The organism is Simplicispira sedimenti (genome assembly GCF_022760965.1).
Lineage (GTDB): Bacteria > Pseudomonadota > Gammaproteobacteria > Burkholderiales > Burkholderiaceae_C > Simplicispira > Simplicispira sedimenti.
The window spans coordinates 100,810-119,643 of sequence record NZ_JAKVIJ010000013.1; the positions used below are offsets into that span (position 1 = coordinate 100,810).

Annotated in this window: 19 protein-coding genes; all 19 read left to right on the forward strand. The window is 59.2% G+C overall.

Annotation, left to right across the window (positions count from 1 at the left end):
* The first annotated feature begins 17 nt into the window (after positions 1–17).
* Positions 18–704, forward strand: coding sequence for an SMC-Scp complex subunit ScpB (gene scpB, locus MJ602_RS14240; RefSeq protein WP_243021501.1), 687 nt, complete (start codon positions 18–20; stop codon positions 702–704).
* On the forward strand, positions 701–1,924 hold the full coding sequence (locus MJ602_RS14245) for a pseudouridine synthase (protein WP_243021502.1): 1,224 nt from the start codon (positions 701–703) through the stop codon (positions 1,922–1,924). Before scpB ends, MJ602_RS14245 begins: the two co-directional genes overlap by 4 nt.
* 88 nt (positions 1,925–2,012) lie before the next feature.
* The gene (ndk, locus tag MJ602_RS14250; RefSeq protein WP_162015717.1) at positions 2,013–2,438 is read left to right on the forward strand and encodes a nucleoside-diphosphate kinase; all 426 of its coding nucleotides are present in this window, start codon (positions 2,013–2,015) and stop codon (positions 2,436–2,438) included.
* Positions 2,439–2,537: 99 nt separating this feature from the next.
* Positions 2,538–3,683 (forward strand): dual-specificity RNA methyltransferase RlmN, encoded by a 1,146-nt coding sequence (gene rlmN, locus MJ602_RS14255; protein WP_243021503.1) that lies wholly within the window; start codon positions 2,538–2,540, stop codon positions 3,681–3,683.
* Position 3,684: 1 nt separating this feature from the next.
* A complete protein-coding gene (gene pilW, locus MJ602_RS14260) occupies positions 3,685–4,512 on the forward strand; it encodes a type IV pilus biogenesis/stability protein PilW (RefSeq protein WP_243021504.1) in 828 nt (275 codons plus the stop codon).
* 97 nt (positions 4,513–4,609) lie between these two features.
* Positions 4,610–5,422, forward strand: coding sequence for a RodZ domain-containing protein (locus MJ602_RS14265; protein WP_243021505.1), 813 nt, complete (start codon positions 4,610–4,612; stop codon positions 5,420–5,422).
* Positions 5,422–6,696 carry a flavodoxin-dependent (E)-4-hydroxy-3-methylbut-2-enyl-diphosphate synthase gene (gene ispG, locus MJ602_RS14270; protein ID WP_243021506.1) on the forward strand — a complete coding sequence of 425 codons (1,275 nt, stop codon included), beginning with the start codon at positions 5,422–5,424 and terminating at the stop codon, positions 6,694–6,696. Before MJ602_RS14265 ends, ispG begins: the two co-directional genes overlap by 1 nt.
* Positions 6,697–6,849: 153 nt before the next feature.
* Positions 6,850–8,115, forward strand: a complete 1,266-nt coding sequence (hisS, locus tag MJ602_RS14275) for a histidine--tRNA ligase (RefSeq protein WP_243021513.1) — start codon at positions 6,850–6,852, stop codon at positions 8,113–8,115.
* A gap of 14 nt (positions 8,116–8,129) precedes the next feature.
* Positions 8,130–8,810, forward strand: a complete 681-nt coding sequence (locus MJ602_RS14280) for a YfgM family protein (RefSeq protein ID WP_162015722.1) — start codon at positions 8,130–8,132, stop codon at positions 8,808–8,810.
* A complete protein-coding gene (gene bamB / locus MJ602_RS14285; protein WP_243021507.1) occupies positions 8,807–9,961 on the forward strand; it encodes an outer membrane protein assembly factor BamB in 1,155 nt (384 codons plus the stop codon). Before MJ602_RS14280 ends, bamB begins: the two co-directional genes overlap by 4 nt.
* A gap of 16 nt (positions 9,962–9,977) precedes the next feature.
* Positions 9,978–11,321, forward strand: a complete 1,344-nt coding sequence (gene der / locus MJ602_RS14290; RefSeq protein ID WP_243021508.1) for a ribosome biogenesis GTPase Der — start codon at positions 9,978–9,980, stop codon at positions 11,319–11,321.
* A 104-nt stretch (positions 11,322–11,425) separates the two neighbouring features.
* Positions 11,426–11,680 carry an RNA chaperone Hfq gene (gene hfq, locus MJ602_RS14295; RefSeq protein WP_242455304.1) on the forward strand — a complete coding sequence of 85 codons (255 nt, stop codon included), beginning with the start codon at positions 11,426–11,428 and terminating at the stop codon, positions 11,678–11,680.
* Positions 11,681–11,779: 99 nt separating this feature from the next.
* Complete coding sequence (gene hflX / locus MJ602_RS14300; RefSeq protein WP_243021514.1) at positions 11,780–12,946, forward strand: GTPase HflX; 1,167 nt, start codon at positions 11,780–11,782, stop codon at positions 12,944–12,946.
* A gap of 22 nt (positions 12,947–12,968) precedes the next feature.
* Positions 12,969–14,342: an FtsH protease activity modulator HflK gene (gene hflK / locus MJ602_RS14305; RefSeq protein ID WP_243021509.1), complete on the forward strand. Its 1,374-nt coding sequence runs from the start codon at positions 12,969–12,971 to the stop codon at positions 14,340–14,342.
* 9 nt (positions 14,343–14,351) lie between these two features.
* On the forward strand, positions 14,352–15,251 hold the full coding sequence (gene hflC, locus MJ602_RS14310; protein ID WP_162015727.1) for a protease modulator HflC: 900 nt from the start codon (positions 14,352–14,354) through the stop codon (positions 15,249–15,251).
* An 8-nt stretch (positions 15,252–15,259) separates the two neighbouring features.
* Positions 15,260–15,460: a DUF2065 domain-containing protein gene (locus tag MJ602_RS14315; protein ID WP_242455305.1), complete on the forward strand. Its 201-nt coding sequence runs from the start codon at positions 15,260–15,262 to the stop codon at positions 15,458–15,460.
* 79 nt (positions 15,461–15,539) lie between these two features.
* Positions 15,540–16,691, forward strand: coding sequence for an ATP phosphoribosyltransferase regulatory subunit (locus MJ602_RS14320; RefSeq protein WP_243021510.1), 1,152 nt, complete (start codon positions 15,540–15,542; stop codon positions 16,689–16,691).
* Positions 16,692–16,720: 29 nt separating this feature from the next.
* Positions 16,721–18,094 carry an adenylosuccinate synthase gene (locus MJ602_RS14325; protein WP_243021515.1) on the forward strand — a complete coding sequence of 458 codons (1,374 nt, stop codon included), beginning with the start codon at positions 16,721–16,723 and terminating at the stop codon, positions 18,092–18,094.
* A gap of 54 nt (positions 18,095–18,148) precedes the next feature.
* Positions 18,149–18,673 (forward strand): phosphoribosyltransferase, encoded by a 525-nt coding sequence (locus MJ602_RS14330; protein ID WP_162015730.1) that lies wholly within the window; start codon positions 18,149–18,151, stop codon positions 18,671–18,673.
* Positions 18,674–18,834 lie beyond the last annotated feature (161 nt).

The window sequence follows — 18,834 nt, forward strand, 5'->3', positions numbered from 1 at the left end:
CCCGGAACCGCTGAACCATGAACACGGTGGATGCCAAACGGGTCCTTGAAACTGCATTGATCTGCGCACCGCAGCCCTTGCCCTTGCGCGAGCTGCGGACGCTGTTCGATGATGCACTGGGCTCCGATACGCTCAAAATGTTGTTGCAGGAGCTTCAGTACGAATGGGCACAGCGAGGCGTGGAGCTGGTGCAGGTGGCGTCGGGGTGGCGGTTTCAGAGTCGCCCCGAGATGCGGGTGTACCTGGACCGGTTGCATCCAGAGAAGCCTCCGCGCTACTCGCGCGCCACCCTGGAAACGCTGGCCATCATCGCCTATCGGCAACCCGTGACGCGCGGAGACATCGAAGACATTCGGGGGGTCACCGTCAACAGCCTCATCATCAAGCAACTGGAAGACCGGGGCTGGGTGGAAGTGATAGGCCACCGCGAAACCGTGGGACGCCCGGCACTGCTGGCGACCACGAGACAGTTCCTGGATGACCTGGGGCTGTCTTCTCTGGATCAGTTGCCGGCTCTGGAAGAGTCGTCCGTGCAAGAGCGTTTGCTGGCAGGCCTTTCGGAAGACACCGACCCAGCCCAGGCCTCATTGCCCGAGCTGGCTGACTCTGCCGACGCTTCCGCGCCGCAAGAGCCGCCAGCTTTGCTGGAGGCGCCCGCCAGTGACGACCCGCCCGCCGACCCATTATTGGATTTGAAGCCATGAACGACACACCAACCCCTGAGCCCACTGCCACACCTTCGACGGTGGAGCCGGAGGCTTCTACCGAACCGGTGCGGCCCCAGCGTGCGCGCCGTTCCGCAGACCAAGCCGAGCGCGTCGAAGGCTATGCGTTCGCCGATGTGGTGTCGGGGCAGTTCGATGCAGACGAGACCCGAACCGATGTGCCCTCACCAGCCAAGCGGGTGTTGCAGCCCCAGGTCGAGACGCCCAAGTTGCACAAGGTGCTGGCCCAGGCAGGCCTGGGCTCCCGTCTGGAGATGGAGCAACTGATCCTGGAAGGCCGTATCTCGGTCAACAACGAGCCTGCGCACATTGGTCAGCGCATCCAGTACGGTGACCAGATCAAGGTCAACGGTAAGCCCATCCGCTTTCGGATCGATCCGCCGCCACCGCGTGTGCTGGCGTACCACAAGCCCGTGGGTGAAGTGGTGACCCATGACGACCCGCAAAGCCGTCCCACCGTCTTTCGCAAGCTGCCCCGGCTGGCGCAGGGCAAGTGGCAGTCCGTTGGACGGCTGGATCTGAATACGGAGGGCTTGCTGCTGTTTACCAATTCGGGGGAGTTGGCCAACAAGCTCATGCACCCGCGATTTGGGCTGGAGCGCGAATACGCGGTGCGTGTTCTGGGCGCCCTGAGCCAGGACGAAAAGAGCCGCTTGCTGGAGGGCGTGCAGTTGGATGACGGTGTGGCGGCGTTCGGCTCCATCGAGGAAGGTGGGGGCGAAGGCTCCAATTGCTGGTACCGGGTCACCATCTCAGAGGGGCGCAATCGCGAGGTGCGTCGCATGTTCGAGGCAGTGGGGCATGCCGTCAGCCGCCTGATCCGCATCCGCTACGGCGCCATGGTGCTGCCGCGGGGGCTGCAACGCGGTGCCTGGATGGAACTGGATGCACAAGACATCGCCGCACTGATGCGGGCTGCGGGTGCACAGTGGAATCCACCTGCGGCGGGCCGTGAGGGCACGCAGCGGCGTGGAAAGCCTGGTCAGGGCAATGGGCGCGCCCAAGCCCCCAGGGGGCGAGCGCCCGCGCCGGGCCGGGTCGCAGGGCCCAAGACACCAGGGCGGTCGGCAGCGGGTGCTGGGCAGCCTGACCCGCTCAAGACGTCCATCGGATACATCGGCTCTGACAGTCTGCAGCGCCAGCGAAAGGCCCAGCGCCGAGCGGGGCCGGGGGGCGGAGGCCGACGTGGCGGACGCTGACATCACGGCACCCACGCGCGCAGGTTAAAATCAAAAGCTTTGCCAAGGCGGCAAAAATAACCTTCAACCCATTGTCCAGGAACAAAAAATGGCCATCGAACGTACCCTTTCCATCATCAAGCCCGATGCAGTTGCCAAGAATGTCATCGGTCAGATCTATGCCCGCTTTGAGGCTGCCGGCCTGAAGGTCATTGCCGCACGCATGCAGCACCTCTCGCGCCTGGAGGCCGAGCAGTTCTATGCTGTGCACAAAGAGCGTCCCTTCTTCAAGGACCTGGTGGATTTCATGGTTTCCGGTCCCGTCATGATCCAGGTTCTGGAAGGCGAGAACGCCATCCTCAAGAACCGTGAACTGATGGGTGCCACCGACCCCAAGAAGGCAGCCCCTGGCACCATCCGCGCCGACTTTGCCGACAGCATCGATGCCAACGCGGTGCACGGTTCGGACGCTGCAGAAACCGCCCAGGTGGAAGTGGCATTCTTCTTTGCCGGCCTGAACGTTTACTCCCGCTGACATGGTTTTTGGCAGGCTGCATATTCCGCAACCCCGGCTCGGCCGTGTGGCCCCTGGGCCTTGCGGTGTCTTGTGGATCTGCCAACAGGAATCCAGCTCATGACGGTCAATCTGCTGGATTTCGACCTCGATGGGTTCACGGCCTTCTGTGAGCAGCTCGGGGAGAAGCGTTTTCGCGCAACCCAATTGTTCCGTTGGATTCACCAGCGCGGCGCGCAGGATTTCGACCAGATGAGTGATCTGGCGAAGTCCTTGCGGGACAAGCTCAAGGGTTGCGCCCAGGTGTTGCCCTTGCCGGTGGTCAGTGAGCACCAATCGGCAGATGGCACCGTCAAATGGCTTTTTGATGTGGGTGCGGGCAACGCGGTTGAAGCAGTGTTCATTCCCGAGGACGACCGAGGAACGCTCTGTGTGTCTTCGCAGGCCGGATGCGCGGTGGGATGCCGTTTCTGCTCCACGGGTCATCAAGGTTTCAGCCGCAACCTGACCACCGGCGAAATCGTTTCGCAGCTGTGGTTTGCCGAGCATGTGCTGCGCAAGCGTTTCCAGACCCAGGACCGCGTCATCTCCAATGTGGTGATGATGGGTATGGGGGAGCCGTTGCAGAACTATTCGGCCCTGGTTCCCGCGTTGCGTGTCATGCTGGACGACCATGGCTACGGTCTTTCCCGTCGTCGCCTGACGGTCTCTACGTCCGGTGTGGTCCCCATGATGGATCGGCTCGCTGCGGATTGTCCGGTGGCCTTGGCAGTGTCCCTGCATGCGCCCAACGATGCGCTGCGTGATGTGCTGGTGCCGCTCAACCGCAAGTATCCGATCGACGAATTGCTGGACGCCTGCAATCGTTACCTTGTGCATGCACCCCGGGATTTCATTACCTTCGAGTACTGCATGCTCGATGGCGTCAACGATCAGCCGGAGCACGCGCACCAGTTGGTCGAATTGGTGCGCAAGCACGCCGGCAAAGGCGTGTGGTGCAAGTTCAATCTGATTCCTTTCAATCCCTTTCCCGCATCTGGGTTGCGGCGATCTGAATCGGCGCAAGTGAGTGCTTTTGCACGCATACTCAGCGAGGCAGGGATTGTCACCACGGTACGCAAAACGCGGGGTGATGATATTGATGCTGCGTGCGGTCAACTGGCCGGAGAAGTGCAGGACCGCACCCGCGTTGCGCAACGCATGGCCAAGCGTCGCACCATACCCATTGCCGTGATGGGCGCAGGATCTGACAACAAGGAGGCATGACATGACGGAAGGCAGGGCTCTTAGGAGTGCGTTTGGGGTGCGCTTGGCAACAATGCTGCTGCCGTGGATTGGCGTTCTTGCGTTGCAGGCTTGTTCCACTGCCGCTGCACCCCAAGGGGCTGCGGCAGAGATTGTCACGCCCTCTGATGAATCAGACGCTCGGCGCCGTGCACGCATCCGTCTGGAATTGGCGGTGGGTTATTTCGAAGCGGGCAAGGTGGCTTTCGCGCTGGACGAAGTGAAGCAGGCTCTGGCTTCCGATCCTGGCTTTGCCGATGCCTACAATCTGCGCGGTTTGATCTACATGCAACTCAGCGATCTGCCGATGGCGGACGAGAGTTTTCGCCGTGCGTTGAGCCTCAGGCCCGGTGATGCCAACGTGTTGCACAACCATGCCTGGCTCTTGTGTCTCCAGCAAAAGTACGGCGAGGCCGACAAGCGTTTTATCGAGGCATTGGCCAACCCGGGCTACACCGCTCGCACCAAGACGCTGATGGCCCAGGGCTTGTGCCAGACCCGTGCCGGTGATTTGGCTCAGGCCGAAAAGACTTTTTTGCGTGCCTATGAACTGGACACGGCCAATCCCGTCGTGGGCTACAACCTTGCCGACATCTTTTTCCGCAAGGGTGAGTTGACCAGGGCCCAGTTTTACATCCGACGCATCAACAACAGCGAGCTGGCCAACGCTGAAACCCTGTGGTTGGGCGTCAAGGTCGAGAGGGCCTTGGGTGAGACGGTCGCGATGCGCCAGCTGTCAGAGCAACTGCGCAAGCGCTTCCCGCAAGCCAAGGAAACGGCAGCGTTGGATCGAGGGGCGTTCGATGAGTGACATGGGCGTCGTCGCTGAAGGGGTGGGTACCGATGTGGGGCAGGGCGCAGTGGCTTCTCCAGGGGCCATGCTGCGCACTGCGCGTGAGGCAGCAGGCATGCACATCGAGGCCTTGGCGGTGTCGTTGAAGGTGCCTGTGAGCAAGGTGCGGGCGCTGGAAGCCGATGATTACCAGCATTTGCCCGACACCGTGTTTGCCAGGGCTTTGGCGGGCAGTGTGTGCCGTGCCCTGAAAATCGATTCGGCTTCGATTCTTGCGTTGATGCCGACAGGCCCGGCGCCCCGTTTGCAGCCTCAGGCGCCAGATGTGAATACGGCTTTCCGTGACGGAACGGAGCCCTCCCGGGTGGGGCCTGCACTGAGTTTTCTGACACGTCCGATGTTCTTGGCCGTGGCTTTGTTGTTGGCGGGGGCGGCCGTATTGGCCTTTTTCCCCGGTCTGGTGACTGAGTTGGTCTCCATGGGCGAGCGCATGACTGTGTCTGAGAAGTCTGCGGCGCCTTTGTCCACCGAGTCGGCACCACCGCCTCCGTCGCCATCACCGCAGGTCCTGCCTGCAGGGCCTGTCGCCGCTACGGTGCAAGAAGTTCAGCGTCCTGCCGAGCCTGCGGCTTCGGAGGTGCTGGTCGCGCAAGCAGCGGTGGAGACAGCGTCCAGCCCGGTGATCGGAGACTACTTGCTTGCTTTGCGGGCCAAAAGCGCTTCCTGGATTCAGGTGCGGGATGCTTCGGGAGCAACCACCTTGCAGCGTATCGTGGCCGCGGGAGAGACGGTGGTGGCAGAAGGAAAACCGCCACTGTCGGTGGTCATCGGCAAGGCCGATGCCACAGAGGTCTTTGTGCGTGGCAAACCTTTTGACCTTGCCCCGGTGACCCGTGAAAACGTTGCTCGCTTTGAGGTGAAGCCCTGATGGCACAGCCAAACAACGCTCCAATAGACATCGCAACCCCTCGCCAGCGCCAGACGCGCCAAGCACGCGCAGTATGGGGCAGCAGAGTGGTCACCATTGGTGGTGGCGCACCGGTGCGTGTGCAATCGATGACCAACACTGACACGGTCGATGCCATCGCCACTGCCATCCAGGTCAAGGAGTTGGCCCAGGCTGGCTCTGAATTGGTGCGTATTACCGTCAACACCCCGGAAGCCGCTCAGGCTGTGCCCTATATCCGTGAACAACTCGACCGCATGGGAGTGGATGTACCTCTGGTCGGTGATTTTCACTACAACGGACACAAACTGCTCACGGAGTTCCCTGACTGTGCACAGGCACTGTCCAAGTACCGCATCAATCCTGGCAACGTGGGCAAGGGGGACAAGCGAGACCGCCAGTTCGGCCAGATGATCGAGGCGGCGGTGCGTTGGAATAAATGCGTGCGCATTGGTGTGAACTGGGGCAGTCTGGACCAGGAACTGCTGGCGAGTCTGATGGATGCCAACAGCCAGCGTGCAGAACCTTGGGATGCCCGTCAGGTGATGTACGAGGCGTTGATTGCCTCTGCCATTGATTCTGCATTGCAGGCTGAGCGCATGGGGCTCAATGGCAGCCAGATCATCCTGTCCTGCAAGGTCAGCGGTGTGCAGGATCTGATCTCGGTGTACCGCGAATTGGCCAGGCGCTGCGATTACGCGTTGCATCTGGGGTTGACCGAAGCCGGCATGGGAACCAAGGGGACGGTGGCTTCTTCGGCCGCGCTGGCGGTTTTGCTGCAGGAAGGTATTGGCGACACGATCCGGGTCTCCTTGACACCCCAGCCGGGTGAGGCACGTACTCAGGAGGTGGTGGTCGCGTCTGAAATCCTTCAGGCCCTGGGGCTGCGCATGTTCGTGCCCAGTGTGACTGCCTGCCCGGGTTGTGGCCGCACGACCAGCACCACCTTCCAGGAACTGGCCAAGCAGATCGATGATTTTCTGCGTGAGCAAATGCCCGTCTGGCGCGAGCAGTATCCCGGGGTGGAAGCGCTGAAGGTTGCCGTGATGGGCTGCATCGTCAATGGCCCAGGGGAAAGCAAGCACGCAGATATCGGGATCAGCCTGCCCGGAACGGGGGAGGCGCCTGCAGCCCCAGTCTTCATAGATGGCCAAAAAGCGATGACCTTGCGTGGTGACAATATCGCCCAGGAGTTTCATCAACTGGTGCAGTCGTACATCGAAAAGCGGTTTGGTTCTCCGAGCGGCCATCCATAAGGCGTGGATTCTCGAAACCCTGAACAAGGCGACGGCCGCCTTGAAGGATCGAGATCGACGCATCCCCTCTAACTTCTCTCAAACATCAGTGCTGTGAACACAGAAAAGGCATCGACGCCTGCCAAGGCGGAAAAACTGCTCGCCGTCAAGGGAATGAACGACATTCTTCCGGGCGAGTCCAGTCGTTGGGAATGGCTGGAGGACAAGGTTCGAACTTTGATGGCGCGTTACGCTTACCGCAACATTCGCACGCCGATTGTCGAACCCACCGCCTTGTTTGTCCGCGGCCTGGGTGAGGTGACAGACATCGTCGAGAAGGAGATGTACTCCTTCGAAGACAGGCTCAATGGCGAGCAGTTGACCCTGCGTCCGGAGTGCACTGCCGGCGTAGTGCGTGCCACGGTGGAGCATTCCATGCTTTATGACGGCGGCAAGCGTCTTTACTACATGGGGCCGATGTTTCGGCATGAACGTCCACAACGCGGACGTTATCGGCAGTTCCACCAGATTGGCGCGGAAGCCCTGGGTTTTCCGGGGGCGGAGATCGATGCGGAGATGATTCTGTTGGCTGACGCGCTCTGGAAGGAAATCGGCTTGACCGATGTGCGCCTGGAGATCAACAGCCTGGGGCAGCCGGAGGAGCGCAAGGCGCACCGTGCGGCCTTGATTGCCTATCTGGAGCAGAACGCGTCGCAACTGGATGAGGAGGCGCGCAGGCGCCTTTACACCAACCCGCTGCGCATTCTGGACACCAAGAATCCAGCCATGCAGGCACTGGTGGAGGGTGCTCCGCGTTTGGTGGACTATCTCGGGGAGGCATCGCTGGCACATTTCAATGCGGTCAAGGCCATTCTCGACGCCAACGGCGTGGCCTGGCGCTTCAACCCCCGTCTGGTTCGAGGCATGGACTACTACAACCTGACGGTCTTTGAGTTCATTACAGATCGCCTGGGCTCACAGGGCACCATCTGTGGTGGAGGACGCTACGACTATCTGATTGAACAGATTGGCGGCAAGCCCTCACCGGCGGTGGGCTGGGCGCTCGGCGTGGAGCGGGTGCTGGAGTTGCTGAAAGAGCAAGGACTGGACAGTCCGGTACCAGTACCGGATGTGTATGCCATCATCCCAGAGGCATCTGCCTTGCCGATTGCCATCAAGACCCTGCAACAGTTGCGCGCCCTCGGGGTGCGTGCCCAGATGCACAGCCCCACGGGCGCGGCTGATGGCATGGGCAGTATGAAATCCCAGTTCAAGAAGGCCGATGCCAGTGCGGCTGCATTTGCGCTGGTGTTCGGTGCCGACGAGCTGCTGCGGGGGACTGTCCTCGTCAAGGCCTTGCGTGACGGCAGCGGTCAGCAAGTCGAACAATCCCTGCAGGACGTGGCATCCTGGGCGGGCCACCTACAATCCCAGCGTTAATTCCATCTCAAGCCATGGCAAACCATCTCGACCTCGAAGAACAAGAACAGATAGACCAGCTCAAGCATTTCTGGAACACCTGGGGAACGCTCATCAGCTCTGCGGCGCTGGTGATCGCGCTAGGCCTTGCGGGCTGGAACGGTTACCAGTTCTGGCAGAACCGCCAGGCCGGGCAAGCCGCAGCCCTGCTGGATGCTGTGGATGTGGCGGCAGCCAGTGGCGACATGGGGCGCTTGGAGCAGGCGTTCTCGGATATGCGCAGCAAGTTTGGCGGCACCGCTCAAGCAGGGCTTGCGGGGCTGACTGTGGGTAAGGCCGCATCGTCGGCAGGCAATTCGGCCTTGGCAAAGTCGGCCTTGACCTGGGTGACTGAAAGTGCCAAGGACGACGGTCACAAGGCCATTGCGCGCTTGCGTCTATCGGCCCTGTTGATGGAAGAGAAGGCCTATGACGAGGCACTCAAGCAACTCTCCGTGCCTTTTGCGGCAGAGTACGCCGCGGTGGTGGCAGATCGCAAGGGCGATGTGCTGGTACTGCAAGGAAAGAAGCAGGAGGCCGTGGAGGAGTATTCCCGTGCCTACCAGGCTTTTTCTGAGTCGATGGAATATCGGCGTCTGGTGGAAGTGAAGCTCAATGCATTGGGTGTACAGGCACAAGGCCTGTCAGCCAAGGGTTCAACGGAGGCATCCAAGTGAACGTATCGCATCGCTCTGTGGTTGTATGGGGGCGGGCATTCCTGGCTCTTGCGCTGGGGGCGTCTGTGGTGGGTTGTTCACTGTGGGGTGGGGGCTCCGACAAGCCCAAACCAGCAGACTTGGGGCCGAATGTGCCGGTGTTGGGTGTGCGCCAGGTATGGATGGCCAAACTCGCGCCTGTCCACAACCTGCCTCTGGCGGTTCAGGTTCAGGGATCGCAATTGATCCTGGCTTCCGCCGATGGCGCGGTGGCCGCGTTGGACGCACGGACGGGTGGCGAGGTGTGGCGCGCCAGCCTGGATACGGCACTGTCTGCTGGCGTTGGAAGTGATGGTCGCTGGTCAGCAGTGGTTTCTCGGGACAACGAACTCATCGTTCTGGATTCCGGACGAGAGGCATGGCGCAAGAGCCTTGGCTTCCAGGTTTTCACTGCGCCCCTGGTGGCAGGGGCCCGGGTCTTTGTGCTCGGTTCGGACCGGTCAGTGTCTGCCTTTGACGCCAAGAATGGAGCCAAGCTGTGGAGCCAGACCCGCCCAGGTGACCCATTGGTGTTGCGTCAGCAAGGGGTGCTGTTGGCACAGGGCGATACCTTGGTGGTTGGCCAGTCGGGGCGCTTGGTCGGTATGAACCCAGATACCGGTACGGTGCGGTGGGAGGCACCTATCGCCAGTTCCCGTGGCACGAACGATGTGGAGCGCTTGGTAGAGTTGGTGGGGCCCGCCAGCCGGATCGATGCCTCGGTTTGTGTGCGAGCATTCCAAGCCGCTGTAGGTTGCGTCAACACGGCCCGCGGAACGGTGGATTGGGTGCAGAAAGCCAGTTCGGGTCAGGGAGTGCATGGCACAGACCAAGTCCTCTTTGGCACTGAGAGCAATGGCACAGTGGTGGCATGGCGGCGCAACGACGGTAGCCGTATGTGGACCTCCGAGCGTCTGCAACACCGCAAATTGACCGCTCCGCTTGCGTTGGGGCGCTCTGTGGTGGTGGGGGACGATACGGGTTGGGTGCACTTGCTATCGCGCGAAGATGGTTCCCCGCTCAACCGTATGGCGACCGATGGCAGTGCGGTAGTGGCTGCACCTGTGGTTGCGGCCGATACGCTGGTGGTGGTGACCCGCAACGGCGGGGTTTTTGCCTACCGACCGGATTGATGAAACGAAGCGTGCCATGAAGCCTGTAATCGCCCTCGTGGGGCGGCCGAACGTCGGGAAATCGACCCTCTTCAACCGTTTGACGAAATCTCGTGATGCCATCGTTGCGGATTTCGCTGGGCTGACCCGCGACCGACATTACGGTAACGGTCGGCAAGGAAAGCACGAGTACATCGTCATCGACACCGGCGGGTTTGAACCCGATGCGTCCAGCGGTATCTACCGCGAGATGGCCAGGCAGACCCAGCAGGCGGTGGCGGAGGCCGATGTGGTGGTATTTGTAGTCGACGCCAGAGCGGGTGTTTCGGCGCAGGACCATGACATCGCCAATTACCTGCGGCGTTTGAGCAAGCCGTGCGTCTTGGTGGCGAACAAGGCGGAGGGGATGCAGGAGGGCGCGCAACTCAGCGAGTTTTACGAGTTGGGCTTGGGTGAGGTCCACGGCATCTCTGCTGCGCACGGCCAGGGTATCCGCAGCCTGGTGGAGATGGCACTGGGTTTGTTGCATTTGCCAGAGCCCGAGGAAGAGGATCTTTCGTCGGACAAGTCCACCATACGGCTGGCGGTGGCCGGCCGTCCCAATGTCGGCAAATCCACCTTGATCAACACCTGGCTCGGCGAAGAGCGCTTGGTGGCATTCGACTTGCCTGGCACCACCAGGGATGCTATTACTGTCCCCTTTGAACGCAATGGCCAGCGCTTTGAGTTGGTGGATACCGCAGGTCTGCGACGCAAGGGCCGTGTTTTTGAGGCGATCGAGAAATTTTCTGTCGTCAAAACCTTGCAGGCCATTGAGTCCGCGCATGTGGTGGTGCTGTTGTTGGATGCGACACAGGGCGTGACAGATCAGGATGCGCATATTGCAGGCTACATCTTGGAGAGTGGCCGTGCCGTGGTGCTGGCGGTGAACAAGTGGGATGCGGTGGACGATTACCAGCGCCAGCTATTGGAGCGTTCCATCGAAACGAGGCTTGCCTTTCTGCGCTTTGCTTCCATGCATTTCATTTCGGCGAAAAAGCGCCAGGGCCTGGGGCCCCTGTGGGCGTCGATCATTCAGGCGTACAAGGCCGCCACCTGCAAAATGCCCACACCAGTGCTGACCCGGCTGTTGCTGGAAGCGGTGCAGTTCCAGAGTCCCAAGCGCTCCGGTATGTTTCGACCTAAGTTGCGCTACGCCCATCAGGGTGGCATGAATCCACCAGTGATCGTGATCCATGGCAACTCCTTGGAGCATGTGTCGGACGCCTACAAGCGGTTTTTGGAAGGGCGTTTCCGCAAGGAGTTCGACCTGGTCGGAACCCCTTTGCGCATTGAATTCAAAACTTCCCACAATCCGTACGCGGAGTCATCGGGCTCTTGATGATCCCCTGTGCCCCGAGTGGGGTGTTGTCTGCTTTTCGCGCCGAGGCACCGGGCTGTGGTAAGGTGTCTTCCCAAGAATAACTTTTGAACACGGAGAATATCGTGAGCAATAAAGGCCAACTCCTTCAAGATCCCTTTCTCAATGCCTTGCGCAGAGAGCATGTGCCGGTGTCCATCTATCTGGTCAACGGGATCAAGCTTCAGGGGCAGATCGAGTCTTTCGATCAGTATGTGGTGTTGCTGCGCAACACCGTGACCCAGATGGTCTACAAGCACGCGATCTCTACGATTGTTCCGGGCCGCCCAGTGAGCTTCTCGGTCACTGATACTGCGGATCCAGGCTCTGCACCTGCATGAATGGTCTGATGGCCGACAGCGCGGTCACCCTTGGCATGCGCCCGTACCCATACTGCTGACTTGAGCGATTCCTCTGCAACCCATCGTCGGCCAGCGCCCGTGCTGTTGGTCGGAGTGGACTTCGGGTTTCCCCATTTTGATGGGGAGCTAGAAGAGCTCGCCCTGCTCGCCAAGACCGCAGGGATGGAGCCGGTAGCGCACCTGACATGCAAGCGCAAGGCGCCTGACGCTGCGCTTTTTGTGGGCAGTGGCAAAGCCGATGAGATTCGTATGCTGGCGCAGATGCATGGTGCGAAGGAGGTGCTCTTCGATCAGTCGCTGAGTCCGGCGCAGCAGCGCAATCTCGAAAGGCATCTGGAAATGCCGGTGAATGATCGCACGCTGCTGATTCTTGAAATCTTCGCTCAGCGAGCCCGCAGCCATGAAGGTAAGTTGCAGGTGGAACTCGCGCGCCTGCAATACCTGAGCACACGCTTGGTTCGTCGCTGGTCGCACCTCGAACGCCAAACGGGCGGTGCGGGCGTGCGAGGCGGTCCAGGGGAAAAGCAGATCGAGCTGGATCGGCGGATGATCGACGATGCGATCAAGAGAACCAAAGAGCGCTTGGTCAAGGTGAAGCGCCAGCGTTCGACGCAGAGACGCCAGCGGGAGAGGACAGCGGTCTTCAATGTTTCCTTGGTCGGCTACACCAATGCGGGCAAATCCACGCTGTTCAACGCACTGGTGAAAGCGCGGGCCTATGCGGCAGACCAGCTGTTTGCCACCCTGGATACCACCACCCGACAGATGTATCTGGAGGCTGCTGGCTGCTCGGTTTCTCTCTCCGATACGGTGGGTTTCATCCGCGATCTTCCCCATGGGCTTGTGGCCGCATTTCAGGCCACGTTGCAGGAGGCTGTGGATGCTGATCTGTTGCTGCATGTCGTTGATGCGGCCAATCCCCACTACCCCGAGCAGATTCAACAAGTCCAGAAGGTGCTGAGGGAGATTGGTGCAGATGAGATACCGCAGATCCTTGTATTCAATAAACTGGACGCAGTGGATCCTGAAGCGCGCCCTGGTGTGCTCAAGGACAGCTACGATTTGGAGGGAAGACAGGTCGTACGCCTTTTCCTCAGTGCGCGCAATGCACAGGGCCTGGAGGTTCTTCGCACCGAGTTGGCTGAACGGGTGCTGGAAGCGCGCTTGACAACGATGTCCCCAGAACTTGATGCTCCATTGCAGGATACCCCGGATGATTGGGCACAATCGCCGGGCCAACCATGATAGAGAACCTGAGAAACTGCGCATGAACTCTGAACACAACGTCCGCCGCTGGGCCAGCTTGCCTCAGCGCATGCGAGGGATGTTCAACCTCAATGATCCTCGATGGGGCAGGGGTGATGACGATGCGGGTTCGCGTCCCGATTCAACCCGTCCTTCCTCCGAGCAGCAAGGCAATGATCGCGGTGGGCGTGATCCGAAGCAGGGAGGGCAGCCGCCCGACCTGGATGAGCTGTGGCGTGATCTCAATCGCAAGCTATCAGGTCTTTTTGGCGGAAAGAATGGTGGCGGAAGAGGTCCGACCAACAGCGGTGGTGGCGGCTTTCAGCCAGACATGAAGAGCGCTGGTGTGGGCGTTGGGCTTATCGCTGGCGTGGCAGTGTTGATTTGGCTAGGTACCGGCTTCTTTATCGTGCAGGAAGGCCAGCAGGCGGTCATCACCCAGTTTGGCAAATACAAAAGCACGGTAGGTGCCGGTTTCAATTGGCGCCTGCCCTATCCCATCCAGCGCCATGAGCTGGTGTTCGTGACGCAGATCCGTTCTGTGGATGTGGGGCGGGACACCATCATCAAGGCCACGGGCTTGAGGGATTCGGCGATGCTGACCGAAGACGAGAATATCGTCGAAATCAAGTTTGCCGTGCAGTACCGCCTCAGCGACGCTCGGGCGTGGTTGTTTGAGAGCCGCAATCCAGCGGAAGCCGTCGTTCAGGCCGCAGAAACGGCCGTGCGCGAGGTGGTCGGAAAGATGCGTATGGATTCCGCCTTGGCGGATGAGCGCGATCAGATCGCTCCCAGGGTGCGCACCCTTATGCAAACCATTCTGGATCGATACAAGGTGGGTGTGGAGATCGTAGGAATCAACTTGCAGCAGGGAGGCGTGCGACCACCTGAACAGGTGCAAGCCTCTTTTGATGATGTGCTCAAGGCGGGTCAGGAGCGCGAGCGTGCCAAGAATGAGGCGCAGGCTTACGCAAATGACGTGATCCCCCGGGCGACAGGTACTGCTGCCCGGCTCAAGGAAGAGGCGGAGGCCTACAAAGCACGTATCGTGGCCCAGGCGCAAGGTGATGCGCAGCGATTCAGTTCCGTGTTGGCGGAGTACCAGAAAGCCCCACAGGTGACCCGCGATCGCATGTATCTCGACACGATGCAGCAGGTGTATTCGAATGTGACCAAGGTGATTGTTGACTCTCGCCAGGGATCCAATCTGCTGTACCTGCCGTTGGACAAAATCATGCAAAGCGTGGCACAGCAGCCTGCTGTGCTTGCGCAAGATGGTTCTGCCTCTTCTGGCGCAGGAATTGCCGCAGGGGCCGTACCTGCGCTCCCAGGAGCGGCATCCAATGACTCCAGGTCTCGCGATCTCAGCCGTTCGCGTGACCGTGAATCCCGTTAGGAGAGCAGTGTGAACAAGGTAGGTTTTTTTGCAACATCGATTCTGGTGGCCTTGGCTTTGCTCAGCTCGATGGTGTTTGTGGTTGACCAGCGCCAGTTCGGCGTGGTGTATGCCCTGGGGCAGATCAAGGAAGTGATTACTGAGCCGGGGCTGAATTTCAAGCTCCCGCCGCCGTTTCAGAATGTGTCCTACATCGACAAGCGGCTGCTGACTCTGGACAGTTCAGACACTGAGCCTGTCTTGACTGCGGAAAAGCAGCGCGTGGTCATCGATTGGTATGTTCGCTGGCGAATCACCGATCCATCGGAGTACATTCGCAACGTGGGTTTGGACGAGAGCGCTGGTGCGTTGCAGCTCAATCGAGTGGTGCGCAATGCTTTTCAGGAAGAAATCAATAAACGCACTGTCAAAGAGTTGCTGTCCCTCAAGCGGGAAGCTTTGATGGCGGACGTCAAGCGCGAGGTTCTCGAGTCCGTCAAGGGGCAAAAGCCATGGGGTGTTGATGTGGTGGATGTCCGAATCACCCGCGTGGACTACGCTGAAACAATTACCGAGTCGGTGTACCGGCGCATGGAGGCCGAGCGCAAGCGAGTGGCCAACGAGCTTCGCTCTACCGGTGCAGCGGAAGGGGAAAAGATTCGCGCGGATGCGGATCGTCAGCGAGAAATCACCATTGCCAATGCCTACCGCGATGCCCAAAAAGTGAAGGGGGAGGGCGATGCAGAGGCAGCCAAACTATATGCGGATGCCTTCGGCAAAGATCCTCAGTTTGCCCAGTTCTATCGCAGCTTAGATGCCTACAAGGCCAGTCTGAGCAAAAAAGGTGATGTCATGGTGCTTGATCCCTCGACCACGGATTTCTTCAAGGCTTACCGAGGGGCTGGCGCAGGAAGCCAGGCCAATCGTTGAGCGTGGGTGTGCCTGAGTCTATCCAGTGGGTAGATTCGCTCTGGATCGCGCTTGCACTCTTCTTCGTGCTGGAGGGATTGCTGCCATTTGCATCGCCCTCGCGGTGGCGGCAGTGGTTTTTGCAAGTGATGCAGATGCGTGATGGGCAGATTCGTTTCTTCGGCCTTGTGAGCATCCTGATGGGGTTGGCCATTCTGTTGCTTCTCTAGTGCTTGTGAAATGTGACCGTTTTTTGCTGCTTGGTGCGCAGCCGGTAGAATTGCGGTTTTAACAGCCACCCTTTCTTTCATGTCTGCCTGGCTCCTGCCGGATCACATTGCCGATGTTTTGCCTTCTGAGGCACGGAACATCGAAGAACTGCGCCGTAGCCTGCTTGATACGGCGCGCAGTTTTGGTTATGAATTGGTGATGCCTCCTTTGCTGGAGCACTTGGAGTCGTTGCTGACGGGTGCAGGCGAAGCGCTCGATTTGCAGACCTTCAAGCTTGTCGATCAGATTTCGGGTCGCATGATGGGTCTGAGGGCAGATACGACGCAGCAGGTTGCACGCATTGATGCACACTTGCTGAACCGACGGGGAGTCACTCGCCTGTGTTACTGCGGTCCTGTGCTGCACACTTGGCCCGATCGTCCCCATGCAACACGCGAGCCATTGCAGTTTGGTGCTGAGATCTACGGTCACACGGGCCCTGAGGCTGATCTGGAGGCACTGGACTTGTCCCGCGCCTGCCTGAACGTCGCGGGGGTTCGGAACATTACGGTGGACTTGGCAGATGTGCGGATTGTTCGCGCTTTGCTGGAAGGCGTTACGGTGGATCAGGACACCCTGCGCAGCGTGTTCGCGGCGCTGGCCGCCAAAGACTCCAGCGAATTGGCCTCGGTCACTCGGGAGTTTCCGGCCCATGCCCGCGAGGGGTTGCTGGCGTTGGTGCAACTGTATGGCGATATCTCCGTGTTGGATGAGGCGTCGTCTTGTCTGCGGTATGTGCCAGGTATTTCTGCGCTGCTGGCTGGATTGCGGTGGTTGGCGGATCGTATCGATGGTTGTGACGTCCGATTTGATTTGTCGGATTTGCGTGGCTACGCTTACTACAGTGGTGCTCGGTTTGGTATCTATGCCGATAGCGCCAGTGATGCACTGGTTCGTGGTGGCCGTTATGACCAGGTGGGGGCTGTGTTTGGACGTGACCGCCCGGCCGCAGGCTTCAGTCTAGACGTCAAGCAATTGGCCATGGTGACCCCAGTGCGGCCGCTCAAACCTGCCATCCGCGCGCCTTGGGGTGATGCGGCAGACCTGCGACGGGTTATTTCCGACCTCAGGGCCCAAGGTGAGACGGTGGTCTGTGTGATGCCGGGCCATGAAAGTGAAGTCCAAGAGTTCCAATGTGACCGAGAGCTGATCATGGTTCAGAACCAATGGTCAGTACGTTCCATTGTTTAAAGCGTATCGAAATCGAAACTGGGTTGGAAATGAACACAAGCAAAGGTCGCAACGTTGTCGTGGTTGGTACCCAATGGGGCGACGAAGGCAAGGGCAAGTTGGTGGATTGGTTGACCGAAAGCGCCCAAGGTGTGGTGCGCTTCCAGGGTGGGCACAATGCCGGGCACACCCTCGTCATCAATGGTGTGAAGACAGCACTGCACTTGATCCCCAGTGGCATCATGCGCCCAGGAGTCAAGTGCTACATCGGCAATGGGGTGGTGCTTTCCGCTGCCAAGCTGTTCGAGGAGATTGAGGGGCTGGAGCGTGCTGGCGTGGATGTTCGCTCGCGCCTGCGAGTGAGTGAAGCATGCCCGCTGATCTTGCCCTTCCATGCCGCCCTGGATGTCGCGCGCGAGGCAGCACGTGAAAAAGGCGGTACCGAGAAGATCGGTACCACAGGACGTGGTATCGGTCCTGCCTATGAAGACAAAATCGCCCGCCGTGCGTTGCGTGTACAGGATCTTAAGGATCCGCAGCGCTTTGCGTCCAAGCTTCGCGAACTGCTCGCCTTGCACAACCATGTGCTGACTAGCTTCCTCAATTCGGCACAGTTCGATTTCGGGCCTGTGTTGTCACCGTATATCCAAAACGGCCAAGTGCAGTTCGAGCCAGTGTTTGAGGAGGCCATGCGTCACGCAGAGCAACTCAAACCGATGATGGCAGATGTATCCCGGGAGTTGAACGAAGGCCACCTCCAAGGGCAAAACCTTCTTTTCGAAGGCGCGCAGGGTACCTTGCTCGATGTGGATCATGGCACCTATCCCTACGTCACATCCAGCAACTGTGTTGCCGGTAACGCGGCCGCAGGCGCCGGTGTGGGGCCTGGCATGTTACATTACATCTTGGGCATCACCAAAGCGTATTGCACCAGGGTTGGTGGAGGACCTTTCCCTACAGAACTTGATTGGGAAACACCCGGTACGCCTGGCTATCACATGAGTACGGTAGGGGCAGAAAAAGGGGTTACTACTGGGCGCAGCCGTCGATGCGGCTGGTTTGACGCCGCTTTGCTCAAACGAAGTGCTCAGGTCAATGGCCTCACGGGTCTCTGCATTACCAAGCTGGACGTACTCGACGGCCTCAAGGAACTTCAGCTCTGCACGGGCTACATGCTCGATGGCGAACGGATTGATCTGTTGCCTATGGGCGCCGACGAGATTGCACGGTGTACACCCATCTACGAAACGATGGAGGGGTGGAGTGATTCCACCGTGGGGATCACTGAATACGGCAAGCTACCTGCAAATGCACGTTTGTACCTGCAACGCATTGAAAGGGTCACTGGTGTACCTGTGGCACTGATCTCGACCAGTCCCGATCGGGACCATACCATTGTGATGCAACATCCTTACATGCCTTAATGGCTTGAAAGCGCCAAAAATAAAGCGTCAATAGCTATTAAAATAGGAGCAAATATGTTGACTGAAGACGGTAAGCATCTATACGTCAGCTATGACGAGTACCACAGCCTGATCGAAAAACTCGCACTGAGGGTTCATCAATCGGGCTGGCAGTTCGACACCATTCTGTGTCTCGCGCGCGGAGGGATGCGCCCTGGCGATATTTTGAGCCGCATCTTTGATAAGCCTCTGGCCATCATGTCTACCAGCTCCTACCGGGCGGAGGCGGGAACGGTTCAAGGTCATCTTGACATTGCACGTTTTATCACCACCCCCAAAGGGGAAATTGCTGGTCGCGTGCTTCTGGTTGACGATCTTGCCGACAGCGGACACACCTTGCATGCTGTGATCAACATGCTCAAGACCAACTATGCGCCCATCACTGAGCTGCGCAGTGCGGTCATATGGACCAAGGCGGTGTCTTCGTTCACTCCAGACTATTCCGTGGAGTTCCTCTCCACCAACCCGTGGATACATCAGCCCTTTGAAACCTACGACAACCTCAGCCCTGAGAAATTGCTGGAGAAGTGGAAGGTCTGACTTGGGTGGCTCGTGACGCGTGCTACAATTCGCCTCCTCGCTTGTCGTTGATTGGTTGGAACAGCTGCAAAAATTAAAATTTTTCGCAAAAGTCAGAGAAAACCGATGTACAATGCAAGGCTTCGCTGAACAGAAGGTTGCTGCTTGCGGTGGTTCTGGTT

What these genes read in the sequence shown, in the direction of transcription:
- scpB (WP_243021501.1), top strand. Translation starts at nt 18, where the DNA reads ATGAACACGGTGGATGCCAAACGGGTCCTTGAAACTGCATTGATCTGC.
- MJ602_RS14330 (WP_162015730.1), top strand. Translation starts at nt 18,149, where the DNA reads ATGTTGACTGAAGACGGTAAGCATCTATACGTCAGCTATGACGAGTAC.
- ispG (WP_243021506.1), top strand. Translation starts at nt 5,422, where the DNA reads ATGGCACAGCCAAACAACGCTCCAATAGACATCGCAACCCCTCGCCAG.
- MJ602_RS14265 (WP_243021505.1), top strand. Translation starts at nt 4,610, where the DNA reads ATGCACATCGAGGCCTTGGCGGTGTCGTTGAAGGTGCCTGTGAGCAAG.
- rlmN (WP_243021503.1), top strand. Translation starts at nt 2,538, where the DNA reads ATGACGGTCAATCTGCTGGATTTCGACCTCGATGGGTTCACGGCCTTC.
- MJ602_RS14325 (WP_243021515.1), top strand. Translation starts at nt 16,721, where the DNA reads ATGAACACAAGCAAAGGTCGCAACGTTGTCGTGGTTGGTACCCAATGG.
- MJ602_RS14245 (WP_243021502.1), top strand. Translation starts at nt 701, where the DNA reads ATGAACGACACACCAACCCCTGAGCCCACTGCCACACCTTCGACGGTG.
- MJ602_RS14320 (WP_243021510.1), top strand. Translation starts at nt 15,540, where the DNA reads ATGTCTGCCTGGCTCCTGCCGGATCACATTGCCGATGTTTTGCCTTCT.
- hisS (WP_243021513.1), top strand. Translation starts at nt 6,850, where the DNA reads ATGAACGACATTCTTCCGGGCGAGTCCAGTCGTTGGGAATGGCTGGAG.
- pilW (WP_243021504.1), top strand. Translation starts at nt 3,685, where the DNA reads ATGACGGAAGGCAGGGCTCTTAGGAGTGCGTTTGGGGTGCGCTTGGCA.
- ndk (WP_162015717.1), top strand. Translation starts at nt 2,013, where the DNA reads ATGGCCATCGAACGTACCCTTTCCATCATCAAGCCCGATGCAGTTGCC.
- hflK (WP_243021509.1), top strand. Translation starts at nt 12,969, where the DNA reads ATGAACTCTGAACACAACGTCCGCCGCTGGGCCAGCTTGCCTCAGCGC.
- MJ602_RS14280 (WP_162015722.1), top strand. Translation starts at nt 8,130, where the DNA reads ATGGCAAACCATCTCGACCTCGAAGAACAAGAACAGATAGACCAGCTC.
- der (WP_243021508.1), top strand. Translation starts at nt 9,978, where the DNA reads ATGAAGCCTGTAATCGCCCTCGTGGGGCGGCCGAACGTCGGGAAATCG.